At 71.9% G+C, this 26,367-nt stretch carries 25 protein-coding genes and 1 rRNA gene; 19 read left to right on the forward strand and 7 right to left on the reverse strand.

The window, feature by feature from the left end:
• The 10 genes from rrf to AB0L89_RS40770 all read left to right on the forward strand — a co-directional run.
• Positions 1-94: ribosomal RNA gene (rrf, locus tag AB0L89_RS40725) — 5S ribosomal RNA — on the forward strand; the annotation flags it as partial.
• An 84-nt stretch (positions 95-178) separates the two neighbouring features.
• A complete protein-coding gene (locus AB0L89_RS40730) occupies positions 179-823 on the forward strand; it encodes an HAD family hydrolase (RefSeq protein ID WP_365152993.1) in 645 nt (214 codons plus the stop codon).
• A gap of 139 nt (positions 824-962) precedes the next feature.
• Positions 963-1,706 carry a VC0807 family protein gene (locus tag AB0L89_RS40735; protein WP_365152995.1) on the forward strand — a complete coding sequence of 248 codons (744 nt, stop codon included), beginning with the start codon at positions 963-965 and terminating at the stop codon, positions 1,704-1,706.
• An 88-nt stretch (positions 1,707-1,794) separates the two neighbouring features.
• On the forward strand, positions 1,795-3,015 hold the full coding sequence (locus AB0L89_RS40740; protein ID WP_365152997.1) for an MFS transporter: 1,221 nt from the start codon (positions 1,795-1,797) through the stop codon (positions 3,013-3,015).
• Positions 2,966-4,141: an acetoin utilization protein AcuC gene (locus AB0L89_RS40745; protein ID WP_365152999.1), complete on the forward strand. Its 1,176-nt coding sequence runs from the start codon at positions 2,966-2,968 to the stop codon at positions 4,139-4,141. Before AB0L89_RS40740 ends, AB0L89_RS40745 begins: the two co-directional genes overlap by 50 nt.
• Positions 4,142-4,345: 204 nt before the next feature.
• On the forward strand, positions 4,346-5,161 hold the full coding sequence (locus AB0L89_RS40750) for a phosphatase (RefSeq protein ID WP_365153001.1): 816 nt from the start codon (positions 4,346-4,348) through the stop codon (positions 5,159-5,161).
• 132 nt (positions 5,162-5,293) lie between these two features.
• Positions 5,294-5,503 (forward strand): helix-turn-helix domain-containing protein, encoded by a 210-nt coding sequence (locus AB0L89_RS40755; RefSeq protein WP_157869005.1) that lies wholly within the window; start codon positions 5,294-5,296, stop codon positions 5,501-5,503.
• Positions 5,504-5,649: 146 nt separating this feature from the next.
• Positions 5,650-5,748 (forward strand): AURKAIP1/COX24 domain-containing protein, encoded by a 99-nt coding sequence (locus tag AB0L89_RS40760; protein ID WP_003948845.1) that lies wholly within the window; start codon positions 5,650-5,652, stop codon positions 5,746-5,748.
• 253 nt (positions 5,749-6,001) lie between these two features.
• On the forward strand, positions 6,002-7,063 hold the full coding sequence (locus AB0L89_RS40765) for an NAD-dependent epimerase/dehydratase family protein (RefSeq protein WP_365153003.1): 1,062 nt from the start codon (positions 6,002-6,004) through the stop codon (positions 7,061-7,063).
• A 14-nt stretch (positions 7,064-7,077) separates the two neighbouring features.
• A complete protein-coding gene (locus tag AB0L89_RS40770) occupies positions 7,078-8,127 on the forward strand; it encodes a lysophospholipid acyltransferase family protein (RefSeq protein WP_365153005.1) in 1,050 nt (349 codons plus the stop codon).
• A gap of 105 nt (positions 8,128-8,232) precedes the next feature.
• On the opposite strand, the gene AB0L89_RS40775 is transcribed toward AB0L89_RS40770, so the two are convergent.
• The 3 genes from AB0L89_RS40775 to AB0L89_RS40785 form a co-directional block, all read right to left on the reverse strand.
• Positions 8,233-9,501, reverse strand: a complete 1,269-nt coding sequence (locus tag AB0L89_RS40775) for a DUF5667 domain-containing protein (RefSeq protein ID WP_365153007.1) — start codon at positions 9,499-9,501, stop codon at positions 8,233-8,235.
• 279 nt (positions 9,502-9,780) lie between these two features.
• Positions 9,781-10,578 carry an ECF subfamily RNA polymerase sigma factor, BldN family gene (locus AB0L89_RS40780; RefSeq protein ID WP_365153009.1) on the reverse strand — a complete coding sequence of 266 codons (798 nt, stop codon included), beginning with the start codon at positions 10,576-10,578 and terminating at the stop codon, positions 9,781-9,783.
• Positions 10,579-10,991: 413 nt separating this feature from the next.
• Positions 10,992-11,936 (reverse strand): HAD-IB family hydrolase, encoded by a 945-nt coding sequence (locus AB0L89_RS40785; RefSeq protein WP_365153011.1) that lies wholly within the window; start codon positions 11,934-11,936, stop codon positions 10,992-10,994.
• 137 nt (positions 11,937-12,073) lie between these two features.
• On the opposite strand from AB0L89_RS40785, the gene AB0L89_RS40790 reads away from it, so the two are divergent.
• From AB0L89_RS40790 to AB0L89_RS40820, 7 genes are all read left to right on the forward strand, one after another.
• Positions 12,074-12,352, forward strand: coding sequence for a glutaredoxin family protein (locus AB0L89_RS40790; RefSeq protein ID WP_365153013.1), 279 nt, complete (start codon positions 12,074-12,076; stop codon positions 12,350-12,352).
• Between the two features lie 305 nt (positions 12,353-12,657).
• The gene (locus tag AB0L89_RS40795) at positions 12,658-13,413 is read left to right on the forward strand and encodes a redox-sensing transcriptional repressor Rex (RefSeq protein ID WP_365153015.1); all 756 of its coding nucleotides are present in this window, start codon (positions 12,658-12,660) and stop codon (positions 13,411-13,413) included.
• Positions 13,410-15,122 carry a glutamyl-tRNA reductase gene (locus AB0L89_RS40800; RefSeq protein ID WP_365153017.1) on the forward strand — a complete coding sequence of 571 codons (1,713 nt, stop codon included), beginning with the start codon at positions 13,410-13,412 and terminating at the stop codon, positions 15,120-15,122. The genes AB0L89_RS40795 and AB0L89_RS40800 overlap by 4 nt, the downstream gene beginning before the upstream one ends.
• A complete protein-coding gene (gene hemC / locus AB0L89_RS40805; RefSeq protein WP_365153019.1) occupies positions 15,119-16,078 on the forward strand; it encodes a hydroxymethylbilane synthase in 960 nt (319 codons plus the stop codon). Before AB0L89_RS40800 ends, hemC begins: the two co-directional genes overlap by 4 nt.
• Complete coding sequence (locus AB0L89_RS40810) at positions 16,075-17,733, forward strand: bifunctional uroporphyrinogen-III C-methyltransferase/uroporphyrinogen-III synthase (protein ID WP_365153021.1); 1,659 nt, start codon at positions 16,075-16,077, stop codon at positions 17,731-17,733. The genes hemC and AB0L89_RS40810 overlap by 4 nt, the downstream gene beginning before the upstream one ends.
• Before the next feature lie 120 nt (positions 17,734-17,853).
• Positions 17,854-18,843, forward strand: a complete 990-nt coding sequence (gene hemB / locus AB0L89_RS40815) for a porphobilinogen synthase (protein ID WP_365153023.1) — start codon at positions 17,854-17,856, stop codon at positions 18,841-18,843.
• Between the two features lie 88 nt (positions 18,844-18,931).
• A complete protein-coding gene (locus tag AB0L89_RS40820; protein ID WP_365153025.1) occupies positions 18,932-19,909 on the forward strand; it encodes a zinc-binding dehydrogenase in 978 nt (325 codons plus the stop codon).
• Here AB0L89_RS40820 and AB0L89_RS40825 read toward each other — a convergent pair.
• The 4 genes from AB0L89_RS40825 to AB0L89_RS40840 form a co-directional block, all read right to left on the reverse strand.
• On the reverse strand, positions 19,881-20,882 hold the full coding sequence (locus AB0L89_RS40825) for a DMT family transporter (protein WP_365153027.1): 1,002 nt from the start codon (positions 20,880-20,882) through the stop codon (positions 19,881-19,883). The genes AB0L89_RS40820 and AB0L89_RS40825 overlap by 29 nt on opposite strands.
• Positions 20,879-21,466 carry a TetR/AcrR family transcriptional regulator gene (locus tag AB0L89_RS40830; RefSeq protein ID WP_365153053.1) on the reverse strand — a complete coding sequence of 196 codons (588 nt, stop codon included), beginning with the start codon at positions 21,464-21,466 and terminating at the stop codon, positions 20,879-20,881. The genes AB0L89_RS40825 and AB0L89_RS40830 overlap by 4 nt, the downstream gene beginning before the upstream one ends.
• A 174-nt stretch (positions 21,467-21,640) precedes the next feature.
• Entirely contained in the window at positions 21,641-22,555 is a 915-nt protein-coding gene (locus AB0L89_RS40835; RefSeq protein ID WP_365153029.1) for an NAD(P)-binding domain-containing protein, read from the reverse strand.
• A gap of 222 nt (positions 22,556-22,777) precedes the next feature.
• Positions 22,778-23,479, reverse strand: coding sequence for a DUF4232 domain-containing protein (locus AB0L89_RS40840; RefSeq protein ID WP_365153031.1), 702 nt, complete (start codon positions 23,477-23,479; stop codon positions 22,778-22,780).
• Between the two features lie 179 nt (positions 23,480-23,658).
• On the opposite strand from AB0L89_RS40840, the gene AB0L89_RS40845 reads away from it, so the two are divergent.
• Together AB0L89_RS40845 and AB0L89_RS40850 are read left to right on the forward strand one after the other, a co-directional pair.
• The gene (locus AB0L89_RS40845; protein WP_365153033.1) at positions 23,659-25,047 is read left to right on the forward strand and encodes a helix-turn-helix transcriptional regulator; all 1,389 of its coding nucleotides are present in this window, start codon (positions 23,659-23,661) and stop codon (positions 25,045-25,047) included.
• A 100-nt stretch (positions 25,048-25,147) separates the two neighbouring features.
• Positions 25,148-26,356: a PLP-dependent aminotransferase family protein gene (locus AB0L89_RS40850; protein ID WP_365153035.1), complete on the forward strand. Its 1,209-nt coding sequence runs from the start codon at positions 25,148-25,150 to the stop codon at positions 26,354-26,356.
• The last annotated feature ends 11 nt before the right edge of the window (positions 26,357-26,367 follow it).

The raw sequence follows: 26,367 nt of genomic DNA on the forward strand, positions 1-26,367 counted from the left end.
AACGCCCGGTTACATTCCGAACCCGGAAGCTAAGCCTCACAGCGCCGATGGTACTGCAGGGGGGACCCTGTGGGAGAGTAGGACGCCGCCGAACTAATTTTGAATGGGAAACCCCCGCACCTTATGATGCGGGGGTTTTCTGCGTTCTGGGGGCCCAGGGCAAGGTTAGGGTCGGAATATGCGATACGACCTGGTCATCTTCGACAATGACGGTGTCCTCGTGGACAGCGAGCCGATCTCCAACACGATCCTTGCCGGCTATCTGACCGAGCTCGGGCACCCCACCTCCTACGAGGAATCCCTGCGCGATTACATGGGGGCCGCCGTGCACCGCGTACACGATCTCGTTCTGGAGCGCAGCGGGCAGCGGCTTCCCGCGGACTTCGACGAGGTCCTTCACGCGCGGGTGTTCGCGGCCTTCGAGCGGGAGCTGGAGCCCGTGGACGGGGCCGTCGAGGTGCTGGAGAAGCTGGCCGGGGACGGGGTGGCGTACTGTCTCGCGTCCTCCGGGAGCCATGAGCGGATCAGGGTCGGGCACCGCAAGGCCGGGCTCGACCGGTGGTTCGATGACGAGCGGATCTTCAGTGCGCAGGACGTGGGGCGCGGGAAGCCGGCGCCCGATCTCTTTCTCCACGCAGCCGGGCGCATGGGCGTCGCGCCCGAGAAGTGTGTGGTCGTGGAGGACAGCCCGCTGGGTGTGCAGGCCGCTGTCGCCGCCGGAATGGACGTCCTCGGGTTCACCTCGATGACGCCCGCCGAGCGGCTCACGGGGGCCACTCAACTCTTCGGGGACCTGCGGGAGTTGCCTGACCTGCTCGTATGACACGAGCCGTGGGGTGGGGCTGACATTTGTCACCGTCGGTTCCGGACGATCGTTTCTGTCGGCGGACCGGGGCCGGCGGCGAAGCTATGGGTGTCACGCAGGAACGGGACGCACACAGCCGCGACGGAGGAACCCGATCATGAGCCAGCTCGCCACCGAGGCCCCCACCAAGGCACTCAGCACGCCCGCCGCCACGGTCGCCGCTCCGGTCGTCCCCGCGGATGCCGCCCGGACCGAAGACGTGCGCAAGGCCCGCATCGAGTCGCTCAAGCCGCTCGTGCTGGACGCCCTGGTCCCCACCGCCTCGTACTACCTGCTCAGCAAGGGCTTCGGGATGGGGACGCTGGCGGCACTGGCCTGGAGCAGTGTGGTGCCGGCCGGGCGGACGGCGTGGGGGCTGGTCAAGGAGCGGCGGGTCAACGGGCTCGCGGCGCTGATCCTGACCGCCAATGTCGTCGGGCTGCTGCTGAGCCTGGTGGCCGGTGACCCCCGGCTGATGCTGGCCAAGGACAGCGGGATCACCGCGACGGTGGGCCTTGCCGTCCTGGTGTCGGTGGTGGCCGGGAGGCCGCTGATGACCGCCGCCCTCAAGCCCTGGGTGACCAAGGGGAAGGCGGAGCGGGTCGCGGCCTGGGAGCGGCTGAGCTCGGAGCGTGGGCGGTTCGTCCGGTTGGAGCGGACGTTCTCGGTCGTGTGGGGTGTGGGGCTCTTCGGGGAGGCGCTGCTGCGGGTCGTGGGTGCCTACACGCTTCCCGTGGACACCATGGTGTGGCTGGGCGGTGCGATCGCCGCGGTGACCATCACGCTCACCGTGATGATCAGTGGTGCGCTGGCCGTCGGGCCGATGGAGCAGCTGGTCGGGGCCGCCGCCGAGAAGAGCTGATGCCCGGGAAGACCTCGGGCCGGTGCCGTGAAATTGGTTGAGTGATCTATCTACCCACGGGTAGGCCGGGGCCCTACGCTCTGCAGCCATGACAGATGAGCTGCGGCGCGGCAGGGCCTCGCTGGCGTTCGCCTTCCTGGTGCAGGGAGTGACCTTCGCCCTGCTCGTGACGCGGATTCCGGCGATCCAGGATCGCTACGGGATATCCGACGGGCTGCTGCCCGTCTTTCTCGCCGCCGTGCCGATCCTGGCCGGCGTCGGGAGCGTGGCCACCGAGCAGCTGGTCAAGAGGGTGCGGCCGAGTGCGGTCCTCAGGTGGTCGCAGCCCGTGGTGCTGCTGGCGCTGCTGGGGGTGGGCGCGGGGGACGCGCTGTGGCAGGTGGCCGTGGCGCTCGGGGCGTTCGGGCTCGCGGTGGGGGCGCTGGACGCGTCGATGAACATGCTCGGGGTCAGTCTTCAGCGGGCGTACGGGCGCAGCATCATGCTCGGTTTTCACGCGGCGTACAGCCTGGGCGGGATCGTGGGTGCGTCGCTGGCGTGGGCCGGGGCGCACTGGGATCTTTCGCTGTTCGTCTCGTATCTGCCGGTCGTGGTGGTGCTGTTGCCGGCGGCGCTGGTCGGGAGCCGGTGGTACGTCGACGCGGCGGAGCGGGCGGACGGTGTGGCCGCGGCGGTGGAGGGGCAGGGCGGGACCGTCGTCTTCCGGATGCTGCTTCCGCTGTGTCTGGTGATGAGCTTCGCGTACATCGGGGATTCGACGGTCTCCAATTGGAGCGCCAAGTATCTGCAGGACGTGCTGGGGAGTTCGGAGGAGCTCTCGACCGTTCCGTACAACGTCTACATGGTGATGACGCTGGTGGGGCGGGGGCTCGGGGATCTGGGGGTGCGGCGGTTCGGGGCCGTGGCGGTGGTGCGGGCCGGGTCGGTGGTGGCGGCGCTGGGGTTCGCGGTGGTGGCCGTGGCGCCGGGGGCGTGGGCGGGGATCGCCGGGTTCACGGTGCTGGGGCTGGGGTTGTGCGTGATCGTTCCGCAGACGTTCGCGGCGGCGGGGCGGATGTTCCCGGGTGCTTCGGATGCGGCCGTCGCGCGGCTCAATATCTTCAACTATGTGGGTTTTCTGATCGGTTCGCCGCTGGTGGGCGGGCTCGGGGACGCGTGGAACTACCGCGGGGCGATGCTCGTTCCCATGGTGTTGGTGCTCGCGACCTTGTTGTACGCCCGTTCCTTCGCCCCGGGAGCGGACCGATACGGTGACGGGCATGAGCGGCCGCGCACAGCTGATGTGGGACGAGGCAGTAACGGGCTATGACTTCGGCCCGGGTCACCCCATGGACCCGGTCAGGCTCGGGCTGACCCGAAGTCTGATCGGTGCCTTCGGGCTCGACCAGGAGCTGGATGTGGTCGCGGCCAAGCGTGCCGGTGATTCGACGCTGCGGCTCGTGCACCGGCAGGACTATGTGGACGCGGTCAGGGCCGCTTCCGCCGATCCCGCGTCCGCGCGCGGGGAGTACGGGCTCGGGACGGAGGACGACCCGGCCTTCGCCGGTATGCACGAGGTGTCGGCGCTGATCGCCGGGCAGTCGGTCGGCGCGGCCGAGGCGGTGTGGCGCGGGGACGCGCTGCATGCCGTGAACTTCGCGGGCGGGCTGCACCATGCGATGCCCGGGGCCGCCTCGGGGTTCTGTGTGTACAACGACGCGGCGCTGGCCATCGCGCGCCTGCTCGAACTGGGCGCCGAGCGCGTGGCGTACGTCGATGTCGACGTGCATCACGGGGATGGTGTGCAGGCCGCGTTCTGGGAGGATCCGCGGGTTCTGACGATCTCGCTGCACGAGCATCCGCGGACGCTGTTCCCGCAGACCGGGTGGCCCGAGGAGACGGGTGCGGACGGGGCGGGCGAGGGGTCGGCCGCGAATGTGGCGCTGCCGGCGGGGACCGGGGACGCGGGATGGGTGCGCGCCTTCCACGCCGTGGTGCCCGAGCTGATCGCGGAGTTCCGGCCGCAGGTCCTCGTCACCCAGCACGGCGCGGACACGCACTTCGAGGATCCTCTCGCGCACCTGGCCGTGTCGCTCGACGCGCAGCGGGCCGTGCAGGTCGCCTGCCATGAGCTGGCCCATGAGTACGCCGAGGGGCGCTGGGTCGCTCTTGGGGGCGGTGGGTACGCCGTGGTGGATGTGGTGCCCCGCTCCTGGACGCATCTGGTCGGGATCGCCGCGGGGCATCCCGTGGAGCCGACGGCGCTGATCCCGGAGGCGTGGCGGCAGGAAGTCTTCGCGCGGACACGGCAGTTGGGGCCAGGTCGGATGACGGACGGGCGGTGGCCCGTGGAGTGGAAGGGCTGGGAGTCGGGGTACGACCCGGCGGACCGGCTCGACCAGGCCGTGCTCGCGGCTCGGCGGGCGGCGTTCCCGCTGCGGGGGCTGCTCGCGTAGGGGGCGGCGGCCGCTCGCGTAAGGGGCCGCCCTTGTAAGGGACCGCCGCACAGGGGGCGGGGCCGACCGGGGCTTGCGGGGCGGACAGGAGCCTGCGGGGCAGATGGTGGGGCAGGGGCCCGATTATGCCCGCGTTAGCCCAACTGTGGGGGTTTTCCGGGGTTTTTGAGGTTCGTCGGGCACCGATGCGCCAGCATCGGCAGGGTGTTGAGCACCGGCGCCCTGCGTGCGCATCTGTTGGCGGCCCGGTTGGCCGGGCCGGTGGCCACCTCGCGGGAAGAGAGTCTGCGGAGCTACCGGCTCTTCGCGGCCCGGGACCCGCGGATACTGCTCGGGCTCGACCCGGAGTGGAGCTGGGGGCCCGGTGATCTGCTGGGGCTGATGGCGGACAAGTGCGGGGTGTCCGCCGATCCGCGGCACACCTCGGGGGTTGACGTCATCGATCCGGAACGGACGCTGTCGGCGCTCGACGCCTTCGCGGAGCGGCTCGCGGAGGCCGCGCGGAAGCAGCTCCCGGTGCTCTTCGGGACCGGTCATCCGCACCGGCTTCTCGGGTTCTACGCCGCGTTGGCGGACGCCTTGTCGGCGGCCGGATGCCCCGTCCTCACCCCCGCGCAGGGCAGCAGTGTCGACATAACGACCCGGTTCGGCCTACGTACGTACAACCTTGACTACGTACAAGGAGTCGCGCTGGTGCGCGAACCCGGCGCGCGTCCCACCGGCAGTGAGACCGGCGCACACACCCACTCACCACTGCCGGTTCGAGCCGTCCTGGACGCCGCCGCGGAGGCCGGCGGACCGCTTCCGGGGCTCGTCGTCGGGGACCACGGATGGGTCTGCGGAGCAGGTCAGCTGGGGTTTGAGGCGATCGGTCTGGCGGATACGGACGATCCCGCGCTGTTCGTCGGGGAGGCCGAGGGGCAGGTGTCCGTCGTCGTTCCGCTTGATGACGCTGTGCGGTCTGATTACTACCGACCGCTTACTCGCTATGTACTCAATCGAGCGTGTCTGTCACAGTAGGCGGCCGATGGCTACTCCTCTTCCCCACTCGCATCATCCGCCCCTAGTCTGGGGAGTGAGCGCACAGCGACGAAGCGTCACCGGAAGGGGAAGCCGGTGCCCGTCATGTGCGGAAGGTTCAGGTGGGGTGTCATGGCTGCAGACCAGAGGCCGCTGAACGAGGTTCAGTTTCTGACCGTGGCGGAAGTCGCCTCGGTAATGCGAGTGTCCAAGATGACCGTGTACCGCTTGGTGCACAGCGGTCATCTGCCCGCCATCCGGGTCGGGAGGTCCTTCCGGGTCCCGGAGCAGGCGGTTCACGAGTACCTCCGCGAGTCCTACGTGGGGGTGGAAGCAGGTTGAGCGAAGGGCCTCCGGGCCCCTCGCGCAGGGGTCATGGCCCCTCGATTACGTCCCTCACGCGGGGGCGGGTAGGCTAGGCCGACGTAGGTCGTGTGGGCCCAGTCTGCTGCCCCGCACCGAGTGAAGAGAAGTGAGCGAGGGTAGTCGTGGGCTCTGTTATCAAGAAGCGGCGTAAGCGGATGGCCAAGAAGAAGCACCGCAAGCTGCTGAAGCGCACTCGCGTTCAGCGTCGCAACAAGAAGTAAGCGACGCTGCGACAGCGCGTTTCGAAGCCCTCCCACCGGTCGGTGGGAGGGCTTCGGCTGTTCTGGGCGGGATGGCACGGCACTCCCGGGGCAGCCGGTACTTGAGGGGCGGGCGGTTGGTCCGTACGTACCCCTGTGTCCGTCGTCACTTCCCGCATCGCACGGTCATCACAGCGCAACATCCACCCGCTAGCGTGGGCCGGGACACAGTCGACGGTGAGCGGCGAGGGTTGGGGAAAGGCAGGCGCTGATCTTGGGCAAGGTCGTGCTCGTGACCGGGGTGGCCCGACAGCTGGGCGGACGGTTCGTCCGACGCGTTCAGCGAGATCCCGACGTCGACCGCGTGGTCGCCGTCGACGCGGTCCCGCCCGAGCACCATCTGGGCGGCGCCGACTTCGTCCAGGCCGACATCCGGCAGCCCGCGATCGCCAAGGTGCTCGCCGAGTTCGGCGTGGACACCGTCGTGCACATGGACGTCACCGCGACCGCGCTCGGCGGCCGCGGCGGCCGGGGCGGACGCGGCTCGGTCAAGGAGACCAACGTCATCGGCACCATGCAGCTGCTCGGTGCCTGCCAGAAGTCGCCCACGGTGAAGCGGCTCGTGGTGAAGTCGAGCACCAGCGTGTACGGCTCCGCGCCCAAGGACCCCGCAGTCTTCACCGAGACCACTCCGCCCAAGTCGCTGCCCAGCGGTGGCTTCGCCAAGGACACCGTCGAGGTCGAGGGCTATGTGCGCGGCTTCGCGCGGCGCCGCCCGGACGTCGCCGTGTGCGTGCTGCGCTTCGCGAACATCCTGGGGCCCGCCGCGGACTCCCCGCTCGCCGAGTACTTCTCGCTGCCGTTCCTGCCGACCGTGTTCGGCTACGACCCGCGCCTGCAGTTCGTCCACGAGGACGACGCGGTCGAGGTGCTGCGGCTCGCCTCGCACGACCCGGAGCGCGGGACGCTCAACAGCGGCACGTTCAACATCGCGGGCGACGGCCAGCTGCTGCTCTCGCAGTGCTCGCGGCGGCTCGGCCGCCCCACCGTGCCCGTGTTCCTGCCGGCCGTCACCTGGGTGGGCTCGGCGCTGCGCACGGTCGGCATGACGGACTTCTCGCCGGAGCAGATCCGGCTGCTCACGCACGGCAGGGTCGTGGCCACCCGGCAGATGCGCGAGACACTGGGGTTCAGGCCGAAGTACACGACCGCGGAGACCTTCGCGGACTTCGTGCGCAGCCGGGGGCCGGGACTGCTGCCGCCGGGTGCCCTCGCGGGGGCAGTCGACCGGATCGCCGCGCTGCCCTTCGCGGGCGGCAACCAGAGCGCCAACTGAGGAGAGCGTCAACGATGGCGGACGCCAAGGTCATTCCGTTCGACGACGACCGGTCGCGCGGGGGCGCGCAGCGCACGTCGCGCCGCAGGTCCGCGCCCCGGCGCAAGGGCGACCCCGTGGCCGGGGTCAAGGCACTGCCCGGACAGCAGGACGGACAGCGGGAGGGGGAGCCGCGTGTGGAGCGGTCGGAACCGGATGCGCCGGCGCCCGAGCCGCGCGGGCCGGGCGGCTGGGACCGGCGCATCGCGGGCGGCCTGGCCTTCCTGCGGCGCCGGCTGACGGGTGAGTACGAGGTCGACGACTTCGGTTACGACGAGGAGCTCACCGACCAGGTCCTGATGTCGCTGCTGCGCCCGTTCTACGAGAAGTACTTCCGGGTGGAGGTGAAGGGCATCGAGAACATCCCCGCCGACGGCGGGGCGCTGATCGTCGCCAACCACTCCGGGACGCTGCCGCTGGACGGCCTGATGATGCAGGTCGCGGTGCACGACAACCATCCGCAGGGCCGGCATCTGCGGCTGCTCGCCGCCGATCTCGTCTTCATGCTGCCGGTGATCAACGAACTGGCCCGCAAGGCCGGGCACACCCTGGCGTGCGCGGAGGACGCGGAGCGCCTGCTGGAGCGGGGCGAGCTGGTGGGGGTGATGCCGGAGGGCTTCAAGGGAATCGGCAAGCCCTTCAGCGACCGCTACAAGCTGCAGCGGTTCGGCCGCGGCGGCTTCGTCTCGACGGCGCTGCGCACGGGGTCGCCGATCGTGCCGTGCTCGATCGTCGGGGCGGAGGAGATCTACCCGATGATCGGCAACGCGAAGACGCTGGCGCGGGTGCTCGGTTTCCCGTACTTCCCGATCACGCCGACGTTCCCGTGGCTGGGGCCGCTGGGCGCGGTGCCGTTGCCGACGAAGTGGACGATCCAGTTCGGGGAGCCGATCCCGACGGACGGCTATCCGCCGGAGGCGGCGGAGGACCCGATGCTGATGTTCAACCTGACGGACCAGGTGCGGGAGCAGATCCAGCACTCGCTGTACAAGCTGCTGGTGCAGCGGCGGTCGGTGTTCTTCTAGCCGAGTTCCTGGCCGGTGCCGCGGGCCGGACCAGTCGGTACGCGCGTACGTGGTCGGGGGCGCCCTCCTGATGAGGAGGGCGCCCCCGACCGCGTACTGCAGGGACTACTTCGCGTCCTCGCCGTCGATGCCGAGCTCCGGGAGCAGGCCGGGGAGCAGCGGCGGCAGGGTCACGTCCGGCTCGGCCGAGTCGTCGCCCTGGCCGGGCTTGCTCTTGCCGTCCGAGGGGGCCGGGGACGTCTTCTTGTCGTCCGGCGGGTCGAGCAGGCCGCCCGAGGTGCCGCCGAGGAGGCCCTCGTCCTGGCTGCGTGAGGTGGACGGCCTGGGCTTGCTGTCGCTGCCCGTGCCGCCGCCGTGCGCGCCGCCTCCGCCGCCCGAGGGCCGGGAGGAGTGCCGGCCGGTGTCCTCGGAGCCGGTGGGCCCCTGGGAGCTCCGGTGGCCATTGCCGCCGCCCTTCTGGGGGGCGGGCGGCAGCAGGGAGCGCAGCGGGTCGACCTCTTGGTCTATGGCGTCGAAGACCGAGTCCACCTGCTCGCGCACGTCGCCCAGCTGCACCGGGAGGCGTCCCTGGAGGTCGCTCCAGCTCTCGCGGTGCGACTGGGAGAACGAGGACAGCGCCTGGATGGGGGCGATGGACCCGTCGCGTTGGTAGGCCTCGTAGAGCAGACGGTGGGCCTCGGTGGCGTCGTGCCGCACGCCGGCCAGGGCGCGTCTGATCTCGCCCAGGGACTCGTGGTCGAGGGTGCCCGAGCGCCCGCGCTCCATGAGTCTGCGCGCCTCGTTCAGCCGGGTCGACGCCTGGTCGAGGTAGATCCGGCCGCGGTCGGCGTCGTCGTCGGCCATGCCCAGCTTGAAGTCTTCCATGCCGCGCTTGAGCCCGTACAACGAGTCGCCCGGGAGGGCGTCGGAGCTGGCGGCGGCGACTCCGCTGAACGCGCCCGCGGCGACGCCGACGGTGAGGCCGCCCGCCGCGATGCCCTTGGACAGACGGGAGCGCGGCCGCAACTTCCGCAAGGAGGCCGCGCGGTGGGCGCCCTTGCGGGAGCGCTGCTCGGGCACCGACGGACTGCCGCCCTCTTGGAGCATGGCCTCCATCGCGGCCACGAGCTGGGCGCGCTGGACGACCTTGACCTCGGGGTCGAGGGCGGGCTTGGGCAGCGCGTCGAGACCTTCCGTCAGGGCCAGCATGCGGCTCTGCTCGGTGGGTTCGCCGCGGGCCGCGGTGGTTTCGGGGGACTCCACGGATGCGGCCGCGGCCGCGGGTGTGGACGCGGAGTCCTCGGACTGCTCGGCCGCCGGGTCCTGGTCGGAAAGCTCCTCCAGGGCCTGGGCGAAGGCGTTCGCCCGCCGGTGGGCCGATACGTTCGCGATCACTGGCGGCACCTCCTCTCGTCATGACGGTCGACTCCCCAGGGGGTCCTGAGGGTTGCATGTCCTGAACATTTCCACACGATCGGGTGAGCGAGTGGGGTCTCCCCTGCTCATTAAGGGCCAGGGGAACATCAGGTAGCGACCACAGGGAGCCTGCATCCCGCACAACGAGCGTCGCGGCACTTGGGTTACGGACGAAAGATGATCGGACCGCGAAGAATCGACGAACCGCCGTGACGGCCATCTGGCCGCCACGGACGGTGAGTTGGGCGCTACGCGCCGCTAGCGCGCGTCGTCCGGGAGCAGTCGCGCGAGTGTGCGGACCGCGCGGTACTGGAGGGTCTTGATCGCGCCCTCGTTCTTGCCCATGACCCGGGCGGTCTCGGCGACGGAGAGGCCCTGGAGGAAGCGCAGGGTCACGCACTCCTGCTGCTGGGGGTTGAGGCGGCGGACGGCTTCGAGGAGCGCCGCGTTCGAGAGGGACTCCAGGACGGAGTCCTCGGGGCTGCGCTCGACCTCGTTGGCGTCGAGCATTTCGCCGGTGGTCACTTCGAGGCGGAAGCGGCTCGACTTGAAGTGGTCGGCGACGAGGTTGCGCGCGATCGTGACCAGCCAGGCACCGAAGTCGCGGCCCTGCCACGTGAAGGTGCCGATGCGGCGCAGGGCGCGCAGAAAGGTCTCGCTGGTGAGGTCCTCGGCGGTCGCCTTGCCGCCGACGCGGTAGTAGATGTAGCGGTAGACGGTGTCGCTGTACTGGTCGTAGAGGCGGCCGAAGGCATCGGACTCGCCGGCCTGGGCGCGCTCGACGAGGTCCATCATGCGGGCGCTGTCGCTGTCCGCGGCGGGACGGCGGGGGGCGGGGGCCGAGGCGGCGGCGGTCGTGCCGCCGGAGCGAGCTCGTCTGCTCACCGTCGCACCGCCGTCCGCCAGGGCATAGCAGGGCCCGGCGGGCGCGGGGACGGCGAAGGAGGGGACGGCGGGGACGGCGTACGCGGTGGGGACGAAGCCGCGCAAGCGGTCGATGACCGTTGCGCGCAGCGTAGCCAGGCCCGAGGCGTCAACCCCGACGTGTGGGTACACGGGACTCCCAGAGGCAGAGCTTCCATCACGTGCAGTGCGGGACCGTTCACCCGTCGTAGCGACGTGCGGGGTCCTTTATGCGTCTGAGGAGAATAACGCTTCGTACAGGCAGCGCTACACCCAGTTGCTCAAATCATCGATTACGTCGCTTCTGTTACCGATTGAAGCCTGATCAAGTACCAGAGAGTGAACGGTTGTTGATCGGATTAGTTCGCATTCCGTCGCGGCGCAAGGCGTGTTGTGGCCGAGTTCAACCAACGTGACTGGCGGGAGGCGGGGCGGGGTAGGACCGAGGGAATGTTCAGTGGCCGTGGTGTTCAGGGGCCACGCAGTTCGGTGGTGACGGCCCGCGTTCGGTGGTGACGGCCCGCGTCCGGCGGTGGCGGCCCGTGGTCAGTGGTGACGGCCCGCGGTCAGTGGCGGCGGCGGTGCAGGGCGATCGCCGCGGCGGCGCCGCCCGCGAGCGCGCCGACCCCGGCGGCGGCCGGGATGCCGACCTTCGCGGCCTTGCGGCCCGTGCGGTAGTCACGCAGTCGCCAGTCCCGCTCGCGCGCGTGCTTGCGCAGCTTGGCGTCGGGGTTGATCGCGTACGGATGTCCCACGAGCGACAGCATCGGGATGTCGTTGTGCGAGTCGCTGTACGCGGCGCAGCGGCCGAGGTCCAGGCCCTCGGCGGCGGCCAGGGCGCGGACGGCCTCGGCCTTCGCGGGGCCGTGCAGGGGCTCGCCGACGAGTTTGCCGGTGTAGACGCCGCCGACGGACTCGGCGACGGTGCCGAGGGCGCCGGTCAGGCCGAGGCGGCGGGCGATGACCGTGGCGATCTCCACCGGGGCCGCGGTGACCAGCCAGACCTTCTGGCCCGCGTCGAGGTGGGCCTGGGCGAGGGCGCGGGTGCCGGGCCAGATGCGCTCGGCCATGTACTCGTCGTAGATCTCCTCGCCGATGGACATCAGCTCGGCGACGCGGTGGCCCTTGACGATGGACAGCGCGCTGTCGCGGGCGTCCTGCATGTGCTCGGGGTCCTCGACGCCGGCGAGCCTGAACCACGCCTGCTGCCAGGCGAATCGGAACAGCTCCTGGCGCTCGAAGAACTTCCGCTTGTACAGGCCCCGGCCGAAGTGGAAGATCGAGGCGCCCTGCATCACGGTGTTGTCGAGGTCGAAGAAGGCGGCGGCCTTGTCGTCGCCGACGACGGGGAACTCCGGTTCCTTCGGCTCCTCGTCGGGCGCGGCGCGCTCCGCGAGTTCCTCCAGCTCCTGGGAGGACTTGCGCGCTGCCTCAGCCGAGGCCTCGCCTGCCAACACGCTCCGCGCCGTGGCGGAGCGCCTACGGGGGGTGAGCCATCCGAGAGCGGCCATGCGGTGAGCATAGCTAGTTCGTTCGGTCGATCCGGAGCCGGTGGGATGCCGCCCTGTGAACTCTCCGCGACCGGACCGTTAAACGGCGCTCACACGGGGTGCCCGCCCGGCGCGTCGGCGGGGCGAGAATGGAGGGCATGAGCCCGATTTTTCGCCGTACGGAGAAGAAGAAGCCCGCGGAGCGGACGGTCACCTTGATCGGAAAGCCGGGCTGTCATCTGTGTGATGACGCACAGCTGGTGATCGAGAAGGTCTGCGGCGAGGTGGGGGCCGCCTGGGAGAAGAAGGACATCACGACGGACGAGGAGCTCCACCGGGCCTACTGGGAGCAGATCCCGGTCGTTCTGGTGGACGGGGAGCAGCACACGTTCTGGCGCGTGGACGAGGAGCGGCTGCGGCGGGCGCTGGCGGGGTAGCGCGGTTCTGTACTGACCGACCAGTCCAAAGGGCTCGCGAATTCGTTTACGCTTTGGGGCGGTTTTGGTCTCGGGGGCGATGATCGTGAGGAGTGTGTCCGGTTTTGCCCCCGTCAGTCGAGCGACGCCGCCGTGTGCGCGCCGGTTCCACGATCGTGCGCCGGGGGCGCGTGACCCCGGTCACGTTGGCCGGGCAAATCGGACACCATCTTTGTGCACGCGTTCACAAAGACATAGCCTGCATTCGACGGGGCGGTCTGGGGACGAGTGACCGCCTGCAGCCCCGCTCTACCCGCAGGAGCACCGTGGCAACTGGCCGAACTCACCGACCGGCGACCCGCAGCCGAGGAATTCCCGAGGCCACCGTCGCCAGGCTTCCGCTGTACCTCCGAGCCCTCACCGCACTGTCGGAGCGCTCGGTGCCCACGGTCTCCTCCGAGGAGCTCGCGGCCGCCGCGGGGGTCAACTCCGCGAAGCTGCGCAAGGACTTCTCGTACCTCGGTTCGTACGGGACGCGTGGCGTCGGCTACGACGTCGAGTATCTCGTGTACCAGATCTCCCGCGAACTCGGCCTGACCCAGGATTGGCCGGTTGTCATCGTCGGCATCGGTAACCTCGGGGCCGCGCTGGCCAATTACGGCGGCTTCGCCTCGCGTGGTTTCCGCGTCGCGGCGCTGATCGACGCCGATCCGGCAATGGCCGGAAAGCCCGTCGCCGGTATGCCCGTGCAGCACACCGACGACCTCGAGAAGATCATCGAGGACAACGGCGTCTCCATCGGCGTCATCGCGACCCCGGCCGGGGCCGCCCAGCAGGTCTGCGAGCGGCTCGTCGCCGCCGGTGTGACCTCCATCCTGAACTTCGCGCCGACCGTCCTGTCCGTGCCGGACGGCGTCGACGTGCGCAAGGTCGACCTCTCCATCGAGCTGCAGATCCTCGCCTTCCACGAGCAGCGCAAGGCCGGGGAGGACGCCGCCCCCGAGGGCGCCGTGCCGCCCGCGCCGGGCAAGCAGCAGCGGAAGGGACCCGACGGGGACGTCCCCGCCGTGATGCCGGCATGAGTCTTCTGGTCGTCGGGCTGAGCCACCGCAGCGCTCCGGTGAGCGTCCTGGAGCGCGCCGCGCTGTCCGCGGACGCGCAGGCCAAGCTCCTTCAGGACACCGTCGCCGCCGAGCCGGCCGCCGAGTCCGCGGTGCTCGCCACGTGCAACCGCATCGAGCTGTACGCCGACGTGGACAAGTTCCACGCGGGCGTCGCCGAGCTGTCCACGCTGCTCGCGCAGCACAGCGGCGTCGGCCTGGAGGAGCTCACCCCTTATCTGTACGTCCACTACGAGGACCGTGCCGTCCACCACCTCTTCTCGGTGGCGTGCGGGCTCGACTCGATGGTCGTCGGCGAGGGGCAGATCCTCGGGCAGATCAAGGACGCCCTGGCGCGCGCCCAGGAGCTGCACACCGCGGGCAAGCTCCTCAACGACCTCTTCCAGCAGGCCCTGCGGGTCGGCAAGCGCGCGCACTCCGAGACCGGCATCGACCGGGCCGGGCAGTCGCTCGTGACCTTCGGTCTCGAACAGCTCGCCGCGCGCGAGCCGGTGGAGGCCTGGGCCAAGGGCAAGCGCGCCCTGGTCATCGGCGCGGGCTCCATGTCCTCGCTCGCCGCGGCGACGCTCGCACGGGCCGGGGTCGCGGAGGTCGTCGTCGCCAACCGCACGCTGGAGCGCGCGCTGCGCCTCGCGGAGATCCTCACCGAGTCCGGCACCGGCGTCATCGCCCGCGCCGTTCCCATGGACGACGTGGCGGAAGAACTGACACGTGCCGATGTGGCCGTCTCCTGCACGGGCGCGACCGGCCTCGTGCTGACCTCGGACGCCGTCGCCGCGGCCGTCGCGGGCCGGCTGCCCGCCGCCGGCCGCCGCACCCCGGACGTACCGGCGCAGGCCGCGAACGCCCCGGTGGACCAGGCCGCGCGGCCGGCCGCCGGTGACGACGGCTGCCCCGTCGACCTGTCCGACCCCTCCGCCGCGCGCGGCTTCTCCGTCGCCGGGGACGCCGCCGTCGCGGGGATGGACGCCGCGACCCTGGAGCAGCACGGCGCCTGGGTGGACAACGCCCCGGCCGTGCGCCGCGCGCCCGCCGACCCGCAGGCCGACGCCGAGGCCATCGCCGCGCTGGTGGCGGCCGCGCGCGTCACCGGGCGGCTGCCCGAGCGGCGCCGTCCCCTGCCGTCGGCCTCGGCCGGCGCGGCCCGTACCGCCGTGCTCGCGCTGCTCGACCTCGCCATGCCCCGGGACATCGACGCCGCGGTGCACCGCCTGGACGGGGTGCGGCTCGTCGACATCGAGTCGCTCGCCGAGGCGTCCGCGGACGCGCCGATGGCCGACGACGTGGAGAAGGTGCGCTCCCTCGTCTCCGACGAGGTCGCCGCCTTCGGTGCCGCGCAGCGCGCCGCGCACATCACGCCGACCGTGGTCGCCCTGCGCACCATGGCCGCCGATGTGGTGGCCGGCGAGATCGCCCGGCTCGAAGGACGCCTGCCGGGCCTGGAGGACAAGCAGCGCGCGGAGATCACCCAGACCGTGCGCCGCGTGGTCGACAAGCTGCTGCACGCGCCGACGGTGCGGGTCAAGCAGCTCGCGAGCGAGCCCGGCGGCGCCGGGTACGCGGACGCCCTGCGCACGCTCTTCGACCTCGACCCGCAGACGGTCGCATCGGTCAGCAGGGCCGACCACCTGAACAACGAGAACGACGACCCGAATCGAGGCCGGGCATGACCGAGAAGGCTTATCGGCTCGGGACCAGGCGCAGCAAGCTGGCCATGGCCCAGTCCGGCCAGGTGGCCGAAGCCGTACGGCAGTTGACGGGGCGACCCGTCGAGCTCGTGGAGATCACGACGTACGGCGACACCTCGCGCGAGCACCTGGCGCAGATCGGCGGCACCGGTGTGTTCGTCGCCGCCCTGCGCGAGGCGCTGGCCCGCGACGAGGTCGACTTCGCCGTGCACTCGCTCAAGGACCTGCCCACCGCGCAGCCCGCGGAGCTCACGCTCGCCGCGGTGCCGGTGCGCGAGGACCCGCGGGACGTGCTGGTGGCCCGGGACGGTCTGACGTTCTCCGAGCTGCCGCAGGGCGCCCGCGTGGGCACCGGTTCGCCGCGCCGCATGGCGCAGCTGAACGCCTACGCGCGTGACCACGGCATGACCATCGAGACCGTGCCGATCCGGGGCAACGTCGACACCCGCATCGGATACGTGCACAAGGGGGAGCTCGACGCCGTCGTGCTCGCCGCCGCCGGACTCAACCGTGTCGGCAGGTCCGACGCGGTGACCGACTTCCTGTCGGTCGACACCGTTCTGCCCGCCCCCGGCCAGGGGGCACTGGCGATCGAGTGTGCCGCGCACAACGCGTCACTCGCCGCCACGCTCGCCGAGCTCGACGACCCGTTCACGCGGGCCGCCGTCACGGCCGAGCGGTCCCTGCTCGCCGCCCTGGAGGCCGGCTGCAGCGCACCCGTGGGAGCGCTGGCCGACGTTCTGGCCGACGGACAGGTTGTCAAGGAAATGCGCCTGCGCGGCGTCGTCGGCAAGACCGACGGCTCGACGCTGGTGCAGCTGTCCACCACCGGTCCCGTGCCCGAGACGGAGACCCAAGCCATGGAGCTGGGCCGCGAACTCGCGGCCGAGATGCTCGCCAAGGGCGCGGCCGGTCTGATGGGGGAGCGAGCACTTTGAGCCCCACCTCGAACCTTCCAGGCCTTCCCGCACACGGGCACGTCACCTTCCTGGGTGCCGGACCCGGAGATCCGGGACTGCTGACTCTGCGCGCCGTCGAGGCGCTGGCCCGAGCGGATGTGCTGATCGCCGAGCCCGATGTACTCGACGTCGTCCGTGTGCATGCCAGGGGAGGTGTGGACACACCGCAGCCGGCGGTCGCTGACGATGCGTCAGCGGCCGTGGGAGCACCTTCGTTGCGGGCCGCTGCCAATCTTGTCATGGAGGCCGCACGGGGCGGCAGGCGGGTCGTGCGTGCGGTGGGCGGCGATCCCGGCCTCGACACGGACGCGGCCGAGGAGATGCTCGCCTGCGCCGCCGAGGGCATCCCCTTCGAGGTGGTGCCCGGCATCGCGGCCGCCGTCGGCGTGCCCGCGTACGCCGGTGTGCCGCTGCGGGACGCGCAGGGCACCGATGTGCGGTTCGTCGACGCGCGTACCGCCTCGGACCGCTGCTGGAGCGAGGTCGGCGCGTCCGACGGGACCGTCGTGGTCTCCACGGCGCTGGACTCCGTCGCGGCCGCCGCCGGTGAGCTGGTGACCGCGGGCCGCAAGCCGGACACCCCGATGACCGTGACCATCGCCGGTACGACGACGCGCCAGCGCACCTGGTCCGCGACGCTCGGCACCGTCGCGCAGGTCCTCAAGCAGGCCAAGGTGCTGCCGTCGCCGGACGGCGGCCAGCCCGTGATAGCCGTGGTCGGCGAGCGCTCCGCCGCCGCCCGGCGCGACCAGCTGTCGTGGTTCGAGTCCAAGCCGCTCTTCGGCTGGCGCGTGCTCGTGCCGCGTACGAAGGAACAGGCGGCCTCGCTCTCCGACCAGCTGCGCTCCTACGGCGCCGTGCCGCACGAGGTCCCGACCATCGCGGTCGAGCCGCCGCGCACGCCGCAGCAGATGGAGCGCGCGGTCAAGGGCCTGGTCACCGGGCGGTACGAGTGGATCGCCTTCACCTCTGTCAACGCGGTCAAGGCCGTCCGGGAGAAGTTCGAGGAGTACGGGCTCGACGCGCGTGCCTTCGCCGGGATCAAGGTCGCGGCCGTCGGCGAGCAGACCGCCGCCGCGCTGATCGCCTTCGGCGTGAAGCCCGACCTGGTGCCCAGCGGCGAGCAGTCGGCCGCCGGTCTCCTGGAGGACTGGCCGCCGTACGACCCCGTCTTCGACCCGATCGACCGGGTGTTCCTGCCGCGGGCCGACATCGCCACGGAGACGCTGGTCGCCGGGCTCATCGACCTGGGCTGGGAGGTCGACGACGTCACGGCCTACCGGACCGTGCGCGCCTCGCCGCCGCCGGCCGAGACGCGTGAGGCGATCAAGGGCGGCGGTTTCGACGCCGTGCTCTTCACGTCGTCCTCGACCGTGCGCAACCTCGTCGGCATCGCCGGCAAGCCGCACAACGTCACCGTGATCGCGTGCATCGGCCCGGCGACCGCCAAGACCGCCGAGGAGCACGGGCTGCGGGTGGACGTGATGGCTCCCGAGCCCTCCGTGCACAAGCTCGCCGAGGCGCTGGCGGAGTTCGGCACGGCGCGGCGCGTCGCCGCGCTGGAGGCGGGGGACCCCGTTACCCGTCCCAGTGAACGTCGTCCGGGGTCCCGTCGGCGCCGTACCGCTCCGTAGGTACCTTTGGGTGGGCGCCACCCCTTCTGGTGCTCCGCACCGGGGGTCGTGCCCACCCGTTCCGCTGTGCGGAACGCCTGCCCACAACAGGGCGCCCAGCGGTGAGAGGTGAGGGTTTCAGTGACGAAGTACGGGTCTTTCCCCGGTGCGCGCCCGCGGCGGCTGCGGACCACCCCCGCGATGCGGCGCATGGTCGCCGAGACGCGGCTGCATCCCGCCGATCTGATCCTGCCCGCCTTCGTGCGCGAGGGGGTCACCGAGCCGGTGGAGATCGGGGCGATGCCCGGTGTCTTCCAGCACACCCGCGACACCCTGAAGAAGGCCGCCGTCGAGGCGCTGGAGGCCGGGGTCTCGGGGATCATGCTCTTCGGTGTGCCGGAGGAGTCCAAGAAGGACGCGGTCGGCACGCCCGGCACCGACCCGGACGGGATCCTCCAGCTCGCCATCCGTGACGTGCGCGCCGAGGTCGGCGACGACCTCATCGTCATGTCCGACCTGTGCCTGGACGAGACCACCGACCACGGGCACTGCGGGGTGCTCGACGCGGAGGGCCGCGTCGACAACGACGCGACGCTCGAGCGGTACGCGGAGATGGCGCAGGTCCAGGCCGACGCGGGCGCCCATGTGGTGGGCCCGAGCGGCATGATGGACGGTCAGATCGGCGTCATCCGCGACGCGTTGGACCAGGTCGGCCACGAGGACGTGTCGATCCTCGCCTATACGGCCAAGTACTCCTCGGCCTTCTACGGCCCGTTCCGCGAGGCCGTCGGCTCGTCCCTGAAGGGCGACCGCAAGACCTATCAGCAGGACCCGGCCAACACCCGGGAATCCCTGCGCGAGCTGGCGCTCGACCTCGAAGAGGGCGCCGACATGGTGATGGTCAAGCCCGCGGGCCCCTACCTCGACGTCCTGGCGCGCGTCGCCGATTCCGTCGACGTGCCGGTGGCCGCGTACCAGATCAGCGGCGAGTACTCGATGATCGAGGCCGCCGCCGAGCGGGGCTGGATCGACCGGGACAAGGCGATCATGGAGTCGCTGACGGGGATCAAGCGCGCGGGCGCCAACATGATCCTGACGTACTGGGCGACCGAGGTGGCGCGGCAGCTCTAGCCGCCCGGCGGCGAGGCGCTTGACCTCAACTTCGGTCGAGGTCACAGGGTGGTGCGTGAAGACGTACCCCCGATCTGAGGAGCACCTCATGCGCGCCGTCGTCCTGCACGCGTTCGGACCCGCCGAGAACCTGCGCCCGGAGACCCTGCCCGACCCCGTCGCGGGGGCCGGGCAGGTGCGGATATCCGTGCGGGCGGCGGGAGTTCACTTCGTCGAGACCGTCATGCGGCGCGGCGACGCCTCCGACATGGCGCCGCCGCTGCCCGAGCTGCCGGCCGTCTTCGGCGGCGAGGTCGCGGGCACCGTGGACGCCGTCGGGCCCGGCGTCGACCCGGCGTGGCTGGGCCGGGCGGTCGTCACCGCGCGCAGCACGCCCGGCGGGTACGCGGAACTGGCCGTCGCCGAGCTCGGCGATCTGCACGAGGTGCCCGACGGCCTCGGCTTCGAGGCCGCGGTCGCCATGGTGGTCACCGGGGCGACGACGATGGGGTTGCTGGAGGTCGCCCGGCTGCGCCCGGACGACGTGGTGCTTGTGACCTCGGCCGCCGGGGGTGTGGGGCGGCTCGTCGTGCAGTACGCGCACGCGCTCGGCGCGACGGTCGTCGGCGCGGCGGGCGGGCCCGAGAAGGCCGCCGCGGTCCGCGCGCTCGGCGCCGACGTCGCCGTGGACTACAACCGCCCCGGCTGGCAGGAGGAGGTCCGCGAGCGGCTCGGCGGGCGGCCCGTCACCGCCGTCCTGGACGGCGTCGGGGGCGAAAAGGCCGCCGCGGCCTTCGAGTTGATCGGGGACGGCGGGCGCTACGTCGTCATCGGCTGGTCGTCGCAGGAGTCCTTCGAGCCGGACGAGCGGGTCCTCGCCGAGCGGGACATCACCGTCGCCAACGCCCTCCTGGAGCTGCTCGGCCACCCCGAGGGCGAGCCCGCCCGCCGGCGGGCGGCCCTGGAGGCGGCGGGCAAGGGGGAGTTGAGGCCGGACGTGCAGACCTTCCCGCTGGCGCGGGCCGCCGAGGCGCACGCGGCCATGGAGCGGCGGGAGACTACGGGGAAGGTGGTCCTGGTGCCGTGAGGGGCGCCAAGTCAGCGTCGGGCAGCGGCTGTTGAGGCGGGATGCCGGTCGCCTTCTGTCGGCGCGCGGGGGCGGTCAGCACGGCCAGGCAGGCGATGACCAGGGCGATGCCCAGCCAGCCCAGCGGCGGCAGGTGTTCGCCCACCACCGCCACCGCGAAGACCGCGGCCACCGCCGGTTCCAGGAGGGACAGCGTGGTCGCCGTGCTGACGGGGATGCGGGCCAGACCGAAGCCGAAGAGGACGTAACCGGCGAACATCGGCACCAGCGCCATGTAGAGCCCCACGCCCGCATTCGTCCACGAGGCGGCCAGCGGGGCGCCGGTGAGCAGCAGGACCGGTACGAGCAGCAGCCCGCCCAGGCCGAACACCGCGCCCATCGCCGCGCGTGCGGCGGTGCCGCGGGTGATCAGGCGGTGCGCCGCCCACGCGTACACGGCGTACGTCAGACCCGCGACCAGGCCCAGACCGACCCCGGCGACGGTCCGTCCGGCGGATCCGGATGACCCCGCGCCGGTCCCGGAGCCGCCCTGCGCGGCCTCGGCGGCGCACAGCAGCACGGTGCCCGCGAGGCCGAGCGCCGCGCCGGCCGCCCAGCGCCGGGAGAGCCGCCGCCCGTCCGCGATCCGCTCGATCAGCGCGGACGCGGGCGGCGCCGAGCCGAGGGAGACGACGGTGCCCACCGCGACCCCGGCCAGATGCATGGACGTGTAGAACGCCAGCGGATACAGCGCCACGCCCGCGCCGCCGACCAGCACCGTCGGCCATTGCGCGCGCAGCCGCGGCCGCTCCCGCACGATGCGGCCGCCGGCCACGAGGGCCTGCAGCAGTCCGCCGATGCCCATCGCCGCCGAGCCGATGGCCAGCGGGCCCACGTCCGGCGCGAAGGTCGCCGCGGTGCCGGTGGTGCCCCACAGCACCGAGGCGACCAGGATGGCGGCGGCGCCGATGCCGGGCCCCGGCCACCGGTTCACCGGCCGTCCGCCATGTCGTCCGCCGCCGTGCCGCGGGCGGTCAGGTCGTCCACCAGGCGCGCCGCCAGTTCGCGGGCGTGCCGCATGCGCGCGCCGTCGCCTTCGAGGCCGGAGCGCACGATGGCCCCTTCGAGGAGGAAGGCGAGGTGCTCGGCGGTGGCGGTCGCGTCGTCCGGGCGGCCGGGCAGCAGCTCCTGGAGGTGGGCGACGAGCAGCGCCTCGATCTGCTCCTTGTGGCGGCGGACCACGGTGCGGCCCTCGTGTCCGTTGGGCAGTTCGGCGGCGGCGTTGAGGAGTCCGCAGCCGCGGAACCCGTGGTCGTAGGCCTGGTCGGCGTGGTCGGCGTAGGCCTCGAAGACGGCGAGGACGCCGTCCCGCGGGCTCTCGGCGCCCGCCAGCCGCCGCTGGTAGAGGCCGAGCCACTCCTCGTGGCGGGCCTGGAGATAGGCGCGGACGAGGTCGTCCTTGGAGGCGAAGTTGTTGTAGAGGCTCATCTTCGCCACGCCCGCCTCGGCGGTGATCGTGTCGATACCCGTGGCGGCGACGCCGTCGGCGTAGAAGCGGCGGGCGGCGGCGTCGAGGATCCGCCCCCGCGCGGCGCCCCGGCGGCGCGGCTTCGCGGGCTGTTCCGGCTGCCAGGGCCGTGCCGACTGATCCGGCTGTTCCGGCTGCTCCGTGGTGTCCTTCGCGTGCGGCACGCTCGCCCCTTCCCTTAATTAGGTAGACCAGTCTACCTAATCTGTGGGGCGGGGGAAGGGTCAGTCCTGCGGGACGAGCAGCGCCAGGCGGGAGAGGCCGTCCGCGCCGTGGCCCTGCTCGACCGCGCGGTCCAGGAGGTCCTGGAGCGGCTCGAACAGGCCGGTTCGCAGGCCCTGCTCGGCGAACGCGGCGGTGAAGTTGGGGAGCGCCGCGCGGTTCATGGCGAGGTTCGACACGTCCGTGAGGTGCTGCCCGGAGTCCAGCGCCTCGGCGCCGTTGGGCACCAGGCCGTGCGTCATCGCGACGATCCAGTCGGTGAGCAGCGGCGCGAACTCGCCGGCGGCTATGCCCTCGCTGCGGATCAGGGCGAAGGCCTGGGAGACGCCGAGCGCCATGCCGTACATGCCGGTGAGCAGCGACAGGTCGTAGAGGGCGGCGTGGCCGGGGTCCTTGCCGACCCACTTGGTGGCGGCGAGCGCGGCCAGCGTGGGGCGGTGCGTCTCGAAGGCCGCCTCGTCGGTGCCGCTGTAGAGGATGTACGCGCCGGGCGTGGCGATCATCTGCGGTACGGCCATGATGCCGCCGTCCAGGTACGTGATGCCGTGCGCCGCCGCCCAGTCGGCCAACTCCCTTGCCTGGGCCGGGGTTCCGTTCGTGAGGTTCACAACGGTGCGGCCCGCGAGGGCCTCGGCCTCGGGTGTCAGCAGGGCGCGGACGTCGTCGTTGGTGGTGAGGCAGACGATGACGAGGTCGCTCGCGGTGACGGCCTCGCGGGCGGTGTCGGCCGGTGCCGCGCCCTGGGCGACGAGCGGGCCGGTCTTGGAGCGCGTGCGGTTCCACACGGTGGTGGGGTGCCCGGCCCCGACGAGGGCGGCGGCGAGCGCGGTGCCCATCAGGCCGAGGCCGAGGACGGACACGGGGGCGGAGGTGGAGGTGGAGGCGGGTGAGGGCGCGGGGTTGCCGGTGCTGGGCACGGGGGCTCCTTCGAGGGGCGTTCCGTTCGGGGTACGCGTTTGATCCTCGCGGGGCGCGGAATGCCCGACAAGTACCGACTTTTTTGTGCGGTACTTACCAAAGGGTGAGTGAGCGGGGCGGTGCTCCGCAGGAAACGGGGGAGCCGGTGAAGCGGCGGGTCAGGGCGCCCGCTGCTTCACCGGCCCGTTCGGGGGGCGTGGAAGGCCCACGCACGCCGGGGGTCACCACATCAGGGCGTCCTCGCGCGACGACTGCCAGTACGTGGTGGTCGCCGAGTCGTCCACGTACACGCCGCCCGCCGGGAGCTTCGCGTCCGCCTCCGGGCCGACGCTGCCGTTCATCGCGCGGTTGGAGAAGTACACGCCCAGGCCGTGGGCGGTGTAGCCGTCCGATCCGCTGCCGTCGGCCGCCGAGGTGGTGATGCCCGCGTACGCGGTCCGGCCCGGCTCCAGGGTGACGACCGACTGCGGGACGGAGTCACGGTTCACGGCGAGCGCGGACTGGGCGTCGTCGAAGCGGAGGTAGGGCGCGTTGTAGGCGAAGCACGGGGCGGTGCCGGTGTTCTTGGCGGTGAGCAGGAGGTGGTTCACCGGGCGGGAGACCTTGACGACCTTCACCTCGGTGTTGGCGGCGGTGCAGGTGACCGGCCTGGCCGCGGTGGCGGACCGGGCTGCCTCCCCGGTCCCGGACGCCTTGGCCGATCGGGCCGAATCGGCTGCCTTGTCGTCCACGGTGAGCCGCTTGGGCGCCGGGTGCCCCGTCGTGCTCTGCTGGTCCGCGGAGGAGGCCACCAGCGTCGCCGCGCCCTCGTCGCGTGTGCCCATGCCGTCTGAACAGGCCGTCAGGGACAGGGCGCCGAAAGCGATCGCGCCGGCGGCGACGGCACGGACGGTGAGGGCGGTGCGCGTGCGGGTACGGGACATGGCTGATCCTTCGTGGCTCGTGCCGGAATCGGCGTGCTTGGATGGCCCCAGCCTGTGCGGCGATGCGTCCCGGCCGCCACAAGGGACGGGCAGTTGGGGACGGTGGAACGTTCGCACCGGCTCTGACCTGTGAGAACGACCTGTCCCTGGAACACGTGACTGGAATGGGGAGGGTGGCAATGGCGTCGCTCGCGGAGCTGCTGAGGGAGCTCAAGGAGCGGTCCGGGCTCAGCTATGGGGTGCTGGCCAAGCGGCTTCACATGAGTACGTCCACGTTGCACCGCTATTGCAACGGGGACGCGGTGCCGACCGAGTTCGCTCCGGTGGAGCGGCTGGCCCGGCTGTGCAAGGCGACGCCCGAGGAGCTCGTCGAGGTCCACCGGCGGTGGATCCTGGCGGACGCGGCGCGGGGCAGGAAGGCGGAGCCGGAGCCGCGGCCCGCCGCGCAGCCGGATGCACGTCCGGACGCGCAGCCGGACGCCCGCGCAGCCGCGCACCAGGACCCGAGCGGGCACCCTGACCAGGCCCCCGGTCGGGAACCGGGCCAAGAACCGAGCCAGGACCAGGGCCAGGGCCAAGGCCAGGACCAAAGCCAGGACCAGGACCAAGTGGTCGTCCTCTCCCGGCGGCCCGCCGTCGGGAAGAAGCGCGCGCTCGTCCTCGCCGCCGCCGTCACCGCGGTCGTCGGACTCGGCTCCCTGGCCCTCGCCATGAACGGCGGCGGCGACGGCGACAAGCGGGACACCGGCGCGGCCGCCTCGCCGGACGCCGGTGCCTCGCCCGACGACCGCCCGGCCGACGACAAGGGCAAGGACAAGGGCAAGGACGACAAGGACAAGGGCAAGGACGACGACAAGAAGAACGGGCCCTCCGCGTCGCCGTCCCGCAAGGGAGACGCCTCACCCGACGCCCCCCGCGGCGGAGGCAAGGGCCCCACGTCCGACGGCGGCACGGGGGACGACGTGCTCGACCAGCCGCTGACCGCGCGCACCAGGCCGTACGCCTTCGACGACCCCTGCCTCCAGGACTTCCTGGTCAACCGCAAGGACGACGAGGTGCCGCAGCCGCCCGCCGCGCAGGACGCGGCCGGCTGGGTCGGCGACCTCGGCGCGGTCTCGGCCGGTCACCAGTACATCGAGATCACCGTCCAGGGCCTGGGCAAGGACACGGTCGTCCTCCAGGACATGAACGTCCGCGTGCAGAGCACCAGCGCGCCGCTGGCCTGGAACAAGTTCCAGATGGCGACCGGGTGCGGCGGCACCGTGAACACCAAGTCCTTCTCCGTCGACCTCGACGACGGGTCGCCGCGCGCCACGCCCAAGGCGGGCCAGCGCGACTTCCCGTACAAGGTCAGCGAGAACGACCCCGAGGTGTTCTACGTGAGGGCCAACACCGACCTGCACGACGTGCGGTGGTACCTGGAACTGGAGTGGTCCAGCGGCAAGCGGCACAACGTGCTGCGCATCGACGACCAGGGCAAGCCGTTCCGCACCAGCGGCGCCGAGGGCCGGCGCACCTACGGCTGGCCGCCCGGCTACGACAAGTGGGTGGAGCAGCCGACCGGTTGATCCGGTACGCCCGCGTCCGTATCCCGGAACGGCGTGTGTAGGCCGCACCCACGTGCTTAGGGTGCGGCAACAGCTGTTGTGAGCCGAAGGAGCCGTTGCCGTGACCGTCACCGAGCCAGCCCGGACCGACGCCCCGATGCCCCCGCTCGCCGCGCGCGCCGCCTCGGTCGGGGGCTCGCCGGTACGGGACATCCTCGCGGTCACCGCGCGCCCCGAGGTCATCAACTTCGCGGGCGGCCTGCCCGCTCCCGGTCTCTTCGACGGCGACGGCGTCACGGCCGCCTTCCACGCGGTGCTCACCGAGACGCCCGAGCGGGCCCTTCAGTACTCGACGACCGAGGGCGAACCCGCGCTGCGCGGCGCGATAGCCGGGCGCACGACCGCGCGCGGCCTCGCGACCGGCGCCGACGACGTGCTGATCACCACCGGGTCGCAGCAGGCGCTCTCGCTGCTCGCGACCGCGCTGGTCGAGCCGGGCGACACGGTCCTCGTCGAGAACCCCTGTTACCTGGCGGCACTTCAGGTCTTCGGCTTCGCGGGCGCGCACGTCGTCCCCGTGCCCTGCGACGCGTCCGGCATCGACCCCGACGCCCTCGACGAACTGGTCGCCCGGCACGCGCCCAAGCTGCTCTACACCGTCCCCACCTTCCAGAACCCGACCGGCCGCACCCTGCCCGCCGACCGGCGCGCCGCGATCGCCGACGTCGCCCGGCGGCGCGGCCTGTGGATCGTCGAGGACGACCCCTACGGCGAGCTGCGCTTCGAGGGCGAGCGCGTGCCGTGGATCGCCACGTACCCCGGCGCCGAGGACCGCACCGTCGTCCTCAGCAGCTTCTCGAAGATCATGGCGCCCGGCCTGCGCCTCGGCTGGCTGCGCGCGCCCGCCGCGCTGCTGCGGGCCTGCGCCGTCGCCAAACAGGCCGCCGACCTGCACACGCCGACCGTCAACCAGCTCGCCGCGGCCCGCTACCTGGCCGACCAGGACCTGGACGCGCACGTCGCACGCGTCGCGGGCGTCTACCGCGAGCGCCGCGACGCGATGCTCGCCGGGCTCGCGGACGCCCTGCCCGAGGGCTCGACCTGGCTCCGCCCGGAGGGCGGCATGTTCGTCTGGGCGCGGCTGCCCGACGGCCACGACACGACGGAGCTGCTGCGCACGGTCATCACGCACAACGTGGCGTACGTGCCCGGGGCGCCGTTCTTCGCGGGCGAACCGGACCGGGCGACCCTGCGGATGTGCTTTGTGACGCAGACCGAGGAGGAGATCGCCGAGGGCCTGCGCAGGCTCGGCGCGGCGCTGCGCCCCTGAGCCCCGCCGCA

Origin of the sequence: Streptomyces sp. NPDC052114, from assembly GCF_040680155.1 — a bacterium.
GTDB lineage: Bacteria > Actinomycetota > Actinomycetes > Streptomycetales > Streptomycetaceae > Streptomyces.

Bases quoted from the DNA above. Each gene is read 5' to 3' on its own strand.
- AB0L89_RS40840 (WP_365153031.1), bottom strand. From the start codon at position 23,479: ATGTCCCGTACCCGCACGCGCACCGCCCTCACCGTCCGTGCCGTCGCC.
- AB0L89_RS40785 (WP_365153011.1), bottom strand. From the start codon at position 11,936: ATGGCCGCTCTCGGATGGCTCACCCCCCGTAGGCGCTCCGCCACGGCG.
- AB0L89_RS40730 (WP_365152993.1), top strand. From the start codon at position 179: ATGCGATACGACCTGGTCATCTTCGACAATGACGGTGTCCTCGTGGAC.
- AB0L89_RS40740 (WP_365152997.1), top strand. From the start codon at position 1,795: ATGACAGATGAGCTGCGGCGCGGCAGGGCCTCGCTGGCGTTCGCCTTC.
- AB0L89_RS40820 (WP_365153025.1), top strand. From the start codon at position 18,932: ATGCGCGCCGTCGTCCTGCACGCGTTCGGACCCGCCGAGAACCTGCGC.
- AB0L89_RS40735 (WP_365152995.1), top strand. From the start codon at position 963: ATGAGCCAGCTCGCCACCGAGGCCCCCACCAAGGCACTCAGCACGCCC.
- AB0L89_RS40755 (WP_157869005.1), top strand. From the start codon at position 5,294: ATGGCTGCAGACCAGAGGCCGCTGAACGAGGTTCAGTTTCTGACCGTG.
- hemC (WP_365153019.1), top strand. From the start codon at position 15,119: ATGACCGAGAAGGCTTATCGGCTCGGGACCAGGCGCAGCAAGCTGGCC.
- AB0L89_RS40770 (WP_365153005.1), top strand. From the start codon at position 7,078: ATGGCGGACGCCAAGGTCATTCCGTTCGACGACGACCGGTCGCGCGGG.
- AB0L89_RS40745 (WP_365152999.1), top strand. From the start codon at position 2,966: ATGAGCGGCCGCGCACAGCTGATGTGGGACGAGGCAGTAACGGGCTAT.
- AB0L89_RS40800 (WP_365153017.1), top strand. From the start codon at position 13,410: ATGAGTCTTCTGGTCGTCGGGCTGAGCCACCGCAGCGCTCCGGTGAGC.
- AB0L89_RS40790 (WP_365153013.1), top strand. From the start codon at position 12,074: ATGAGCCCGATTTTTCGCCGTACGGAGAAGAAGAAGCCCGCGGAGCGG.
- AB0L89_RS40845 (WP_365153033.1), top strand. From the start codon at position 23,659: ATGGCGTCGCTCGCGGAGCTGCTGAGGGAGCTCAAGGAGCGGTCCGGG.